Origin of the sequence: Micromonospora sp. NPDC051296 (genome assembly GCF_040682255.1) — a bacterium.
Classification (GTDB): Bacteria; Actinomycetota; Actinomycetes; order Mycobacteriales; family Micromonosporaceae; genus Micromonospora; species Micromonospora craterilacus.
Genome location: NZ_JBFBAO010000426.1, coordinates 1 through 5,400, shown reverse-complemented (window position 1 = coordinate 5,400; position 5,400 = coordinate 1). Strand labels below are relative to the sequence as shown.

The 5,400-nt window shown below is 73.1% G+C and carries 5 protein-coding genes and 1 pseudogene; 3 read left to right on the top strand and 3 right to left on the bottom strand.

What is annotated here, in order from left to right; all coding sequences use genetic code 11:
* A pseudogene (locus tag AB0M52_RS29880) lies at positions 1–530 on the top strand (transglutaminase domain-containing protein); the annotation flags it as partial.
* A gap of 166 nt (positions 531–696) precedes the next feature.
* Here the strand turns inward: AB0M52_RS29880 and AB0M52_RS29875 are convergent.
* Both AB0M52_RS29875 and AB0M52_RS29870 read right to left on the bottom strand, forming a co-directional pair.
* A complete protein-coding gene (locus AB0M52_RS29875; RefSeq protein ID WP_363960670.1) occupies positions 697–1,497 on the bottom strand; it encodes an SDR family oxidoreductase in 801 nt (266 codons plus the stop codon).
* Positions 1,494–2,474 carry an LLM class F420-dependent oxidoreductase gene (locus tag AB0M52_RS29870; RefSeq protein ID WP_363960672.1) on the bottom strand — a complete coding sequence of 327 codons (981 nt, stop codon included), beginning with the start codon at positions 2,472–2,474 and terminating at the stop codon, positions 1,494–1,496. The genes AB0M52_RS29875 and AB0M52_RS29870 overlap by 4 nt, the downstream gene beginning before the upstream one ends.
* Before the next feature lie 147 nt (positions 2,475–2,621).
* On the opposite strand from AB0M52_RS29870, the gene AB0M52_RS29865 reads away from it, so the two are divergent.
* Complete coding sequence (locus AB0M52_RS29865; protein ID WP_363960668.1) at positions 2,622–3,827, top strand: low temperature requirement protein A; 1,206 nt, start codon at positions 2,622–2,624, stop codon at positions 3,825–3,827.
* Between the two features lie 123 nt (positions 3,828–3,950).
* Here AB0M52_RS29865 and AB0M52_RS29860 read toward each other — a convergent pair whose 3' ends face one another.
* Positions 3,951–4,643, bottom strand: coding sequence for a TetR/AcrR family transcriptional regulator (locus tag AB0M52_RS29860; RefSeq protein ID WP_363960666.1), 693 nt, complete (start codon positions 4,641–4,643; stop codon positions 3,951–3,953).
* 112 nt (positions 4,644–4,755) lie between these two features.
* On the opposite strand from AB0M52_RS29860, the gene AB0M52_RS29855 reads away from it, so the two are divergent.
* A partial coding sequence (locus AB0M52_RS29855) for an NAD-dependent epimerase/dehydratase family protein (protein ID WP_363960664.1) occupies positions 4,756–5,400 on the top strand: 645 nt, incomplete at its 3' end.

Genomic DNA, 5,400 nt, shown 5'->3' with positions numbered 1-5,400 from the left:
GCATCTCCGGCGGGCTGCTGCTCGTGGTCGTGGCGCTGCTGGCCACCCTGATCGGGATGCGTCGGGCGCTGACCCGCAACCGGTTGCACCGGGGCGACCCCGGCCAGCGCATCGCCGGCGCCTGGCGGGAGGTGACCGACGCGCTGCGCCTGGCCGGGCGACCCGCCCCCGTCGACCTGTCCGCCACCGAGGTCGCCGAACGGGCCCGGCACGCCCTCACCGACGCCGTCGACCCGGGTGCGACCGACGGGGCCGGTGCCGGTGGCGCTCCCGGGGCCGGCACCAGCGCCGACGCCGGTCGCAGTCCCGGGGCCGGTGGGATGCCACCGGCGGTCGCGTACCTCGCGGTCGACGACCTGGCCCGCCTGGTCAACCAGGTCACCTTCGCGCCCGGCACAGCCACTGCTGAGCAGGCCGCCGCGGCCACCGGTGCCGCCACCACCTACACCGGGGCGCTGCGCGCCGCCCGCCCCCGCTGGCGGCGGCTGCTCTGGTCGGCGCACCCCGGGCCGCTACGCTGGCCGCGCTAGCTGGGCGGTTGTTGGTCGTGGGCCGGGCCGGCGACGGATGTCCTCAGAGGTGTGATGTCACAGTGAAATATTTATTTCTGTGTGACATCACGCTGATGGGAGGTATCGCCGGTACCGGCCGACACGGCCCACATGTCTCGGCCGGACGAAGTCACCACGCCGGCCGCTATGCACCGCCGGCACGTAGTCGGCGTACCAGCTTGCGCAGCCCGGACTGCCAGCCGTCGGGGTCCTCGGCGCGGCGGCGGGCGTAGTCGGCCACCTCCGGATGCGGCAGGATCAGGAACCGCTCCTCCGCCATCCCGGCTACCGCCGCGGCGGCGACCTCGTCGGGGCTGAGGACCGCGCCGGACGCGGCGATGACCCGCGCCCCCAGGTGGCCGGCGGCCAGGCCGTCGGCGAGCATCGGGGTGTCCACCCCCTGCGGGCACAGCGCGCTGACCCGTACCCCCTGGTCGCGGTAGGTCACCGACAGCCACTCGGCGAACCCCACCGCGGCGTGCTTGGTCACCGAGTACGGGGCGTCGCCGACCGCGGTCAGCACCCCCGCCGCCGAGCAGGTATGGAGTAGGTAGCCGCTGCCCCGGGCGAGCATCGCCGGCAGCACCGCCCGGGCCGCGTAGACGTGCGAGAGCACGTTGACCTGCCAGGCCCGCTCCCAGCCGGCGTTGTCGACCTCCACTCCCCCGCCGGTGGCGACCCCGGCGTTGGCGCAGAACACGTCGATCCGGCCGTACTGCCGCTCGGTGTCGGCGACCAGGGCGCGTACCTGTTCCTCGTCGGTGACGTCGAGCGTCACCCCGTGGGCGAGCGGGCCGACGGCCTCTGCGACCGCGTCGGCGGCGTCCCCGTCGAGGTCGGCCAGCACCAGCGCGGCGGCGCCCTCGGCGGCGAACCGGCGGGCCAGCGCCGCGCCGATGCCGCCGGCGCCGCCGGTGATCACCGCCACCCGGTCGGTGAGGTTCATGCCGGCGCCTTGGCGTCGAGGCCGAGCCGGGCGACCAGGGTGGCCAGCGCCGCCGCGTCCCCGGCGGCCACCTCGGGGGTGGGTAGCAACGCCAGCACGGGTACGTCGACGCCGGCCTCGGCGTACTGGCGCACCTGCGCCCGGCACTGCTCGGGCGAGCCGTGCAGGATCAGCGCGTCGACCACGTCGTCCGGTACCGCCGCCAGGGCGGCCCGCCGGTCGCCGGCCGCCCACGCCTGCCACATCCCGCCGAGCGCCTCCGACCGGCCGAGCCAGCGGTGGAAGTCGGCGTACGCGGGCACGGTCAGGTAGCTGGTGATCATCCGTCGGCCCAGCGTGCGGGCGTACCCGGCGTCCTCGGTCGGGCAGACGAAAATCCGGGCGACCACCTCGAACTGGGGACGCCGCTCGCCGAGTTCGGCCACCGCGCGGGGCACGTCGGCGGCGGCCAGCCAGTTCAGGATGACGCCGTCGGCCTCGGCGGCGGCGAGCCGCAGCATGCCGGGGCGCAGCGCGGCCAGCAGCAGCGGCGGCGGCACGACCGGCGGCCGCTCCAGGGTGAACCGGCGTACGGCGAAGGTGTCGAAGGCACCGTCGACGGTCTCCCCGCGCAGCGCCGCCCGCAGGAACCGCAGCACGTCGCGGGTGCGCCGGAACGGCTCGGTGAACTCCACCGCGTTCCAGTCGGAGACCAGCACCGGCGACGAGGCGCCGATGCCGAGGGCGAACCGGCCGGGGGCGACGTCGGCGAGTGCGGCGGCGCTCATCGCCAACAGGCCGGGCCCGCGGGTGAACACCGGCGTGATCGCGGTGCCCAGCCGCAGCCGGGGCTGCCAGGCGGCGGCCAGCGCCAGCGGGGTGAACGCGTCGGCACCGTTGACCTCGGAGGACCACACGTCGGTGAAGCCGGCGTCGGCCAGGGCCGAATAGACCGCGGCATGGTCGGCGAGCGGGATGCCACCCAACGGCACCGTCATTGCCCATCGTGTCGTCATCGGTCGATGGTGCCCGCCGCCCGGGCCGCCGAGCAAGATCTCGTCGGGTTCCCGGGTTACCCACCTGATCTGCCCGCACGGGTGTTACGACAGCGAGGTGGGCTGGACCGACGACGGGATCCGCTGGCCATGGCGCGCCGTGCCGGCCGGTTGAGGCCGGCCGCCCAGACGGCGGGCCGGGCGACCTTCCTGGAACTTTTCTTCGATCTGGTCTACGTCTTCGCCCTCACCCGGATCTCCGCCCGGGCGTTCGAGGACCTGGCGCTGGAGCCGGGCGGCGCCGAGGGGTGGAGCCCGGTGACCGGGGGTCTGAAGACGCTGCTACTGCTGCTCGCGCTGCTGGCCCTCTGGCAGAACACCGCCTGGACGACCAGCCGCTACGACCCGTACCACGGCGCGCTGCAACTCATCGTGATCATCGCGTTGGTGGGCAGCATGGTGATCGGCGTGGCGATCCCCCGCGCGTTCCGCGAGGCCGGATTGGCGTTCGCCCTGGCGTACGTGATCGCCCAACTGGCCCGTCCGCTGATCCTGATCGCCGCCGGGACGTCCGAACGCCGTCTCAAGATCAGGACTGCCATCACGTTCGCCACCAGCGGCGTGCTGTGGATCGTCGGCGCCTTCCTGCCGGTCACCTCCCGGTTGGTGGTCTGGGCCTGCGCGCTGGGCCTGGAGTACGTCGCCGGACGGTTCGGCTACCCGGTTCCCGGGCTGGGCCGCTCCAAGGTCTCCCGGTGGGACATCGCCGGGGAGCACCTGGCCGAGCGCTATCAGCAGTTCTTCCTCATCGCTCTCGGCGAGACGATCCTGGTCGCCGGCTTCTCCTACAGCGACGGCCCCTATCCCCCGGCGCAGACCGCCACCTTCGCGTTCACGCTGGCCATCTCGATCCTGATCTGGCGCATCTACATCCAGCGGGCCGGGCAGATCCTCGCCGAGGCGGTCGCTCGGGCCCGGCAGCCGGCCGGCATCGGCCGGTCGGCCGCGGACACCCACCTGGTGATGGTGGTCGGCGTGACCGCCACCGCGATCGGCTACGAACTGGCCATCCAGCATCCGCTCGACCATCCCGAGGAGGCCTGGCTCGTGATGATGCTCGGCGGGCCGATGCTGTTCCTCCTCGGTCGGGCCCGCTTCGAGTACGAGGTTTTCAACCGGGTCTCCCGGTCCCGGTGGATCGCGCTGCTGGCCCTGGCCGCCGTGGGGCCGCTGGCGGCGCACCATCCGCCCGTCGGGGTGCAGGCCGCGGTGGTCGTGATCCTGGGTGGGGTCGCCCTCGCCGACGCCCGCCGGGCCCGCGGCAACCCGCCCGAACCCGCGGCACCACCCTTCTGACCGCAGGTGCCCGCGCCCCGACCCGCCGCCTGACTGGCTCGGCCAGCCGCCTTGCCCGGATACCACGATGGGCATCCGCGTCCACCAGCATCCGTCGTGTTCGCCAGTTCAGCTGGGCCACCTTCAGGGTAGGCCGATCAGGTCGACCATCCGGCGCATCTGGTGGTCGAAGAACTCCTCCCGCGCCTCGATCACGCCGTTGAGCTGGCCGAAGAGTTCGAAGCTGACGGCACCGAAGCAGTGGATCCAGCCGGCGGCGCCCCGGGCCAGCAGGGCCTCGGGAACCCCGGCGAAGAGGTGGTCGCGGACGGCGGCGAGATCGGCGTGAACCGGGCCGGGTAGTTCAGCGGGACCGGGATCGGTCAGGGTGCCGGCGGCGAAGCCGTCGATGAGGATCCCGATCAGGGCGGCCGGGGTGCGGGCGGCTGCCACGGTGGTCTCCTGCGGCGCGGCGTAACCGGGGACCGGGCTGCCGAAGAGCAGGGCGTACTCGGCGGGCTGGGCCAGCGCCCAGCGGCGTACCGCGTGACATACCGCGAGCCACCGGCCGCGCAGGTCGGCGCGGTCGGTGACCTCGGCGTCGCCGGCCTCGACGGCGTCACCGAGGGCGTGGTACCCGTCGACGATCAGCGCGGTGAGCAGCTCGTCCCGGCTGGGGAAGTAGCGGTAGATCGCCGAGGAAACCATCCCCATGTCCCGGGCGACGGCGCGCAGCGACAGGTTCGCTCCCTCCGCGGCGAGGTGGCGGCGGGCGATCGCCTTGATCTCGTTGATCATCTCAGCCCGGGCCCTGGCCCGGATGGTGGCGGCAGGCATGTCAGGAAGTGTCGCACACTTTCGAGAGCACTGCTCTTGACGGCGGGAGCACTCGCGAGTGAACATAGGTCTTATCAGAGAGCGCTGCTCTCGCCATGAAGGGAGACTTCCAATGGTCGTACACCTGATCGTCGGCGCTGGCATGGTCGGCTCGACCACCGCGCGACAACTCGCCGAGCGCGGCGAGCAGGTTCGGATCGTCAGCCGCTCCGGCCGCGGCCCGACCCACCCCCGAGTCGAGCGGATCGCCGCCGACGCCACCGACGCCGACCGGCTCAGCGAACTCGCGCAGGGCGTCGCCGCGATCTACAACTGCCTCAACCCGGCCTACCACCGCTGGCTCACCGACTGGCCGCCGATGGCCACCGCGCTGCTCACCGCCGCCGAGCGTTCCGGCGCCCCCCTGGTGATCGCCGGCTGCCTCTACGGGTATGGCGAGGTCACCGGCCCGATGACCGAGCAGAACCCGCTCGCCGCCACCCACCCCAAGCTGAAGATGCGCGCCGACATGTGGCGCGACGCCCTCGCCGCCCAACGCGCCGGCCGGATCCGCGCCGTCACCGAGGTACGCGGCAGCGACTACATCCAGGCACAGTCGATCTTCAGCTTCTTCCTGGGAAAACCACTGCTCGCCGGACGCCGCGCCGTCGTCCCCGCCCCGCTCGACGTGCCGCACACCTTCACGTCGATCAACGACATGGCAGCGATGCTGGTCACCGCCGCCACCGACCAGCGAGCGTGGAACCGTCCCTGGCAT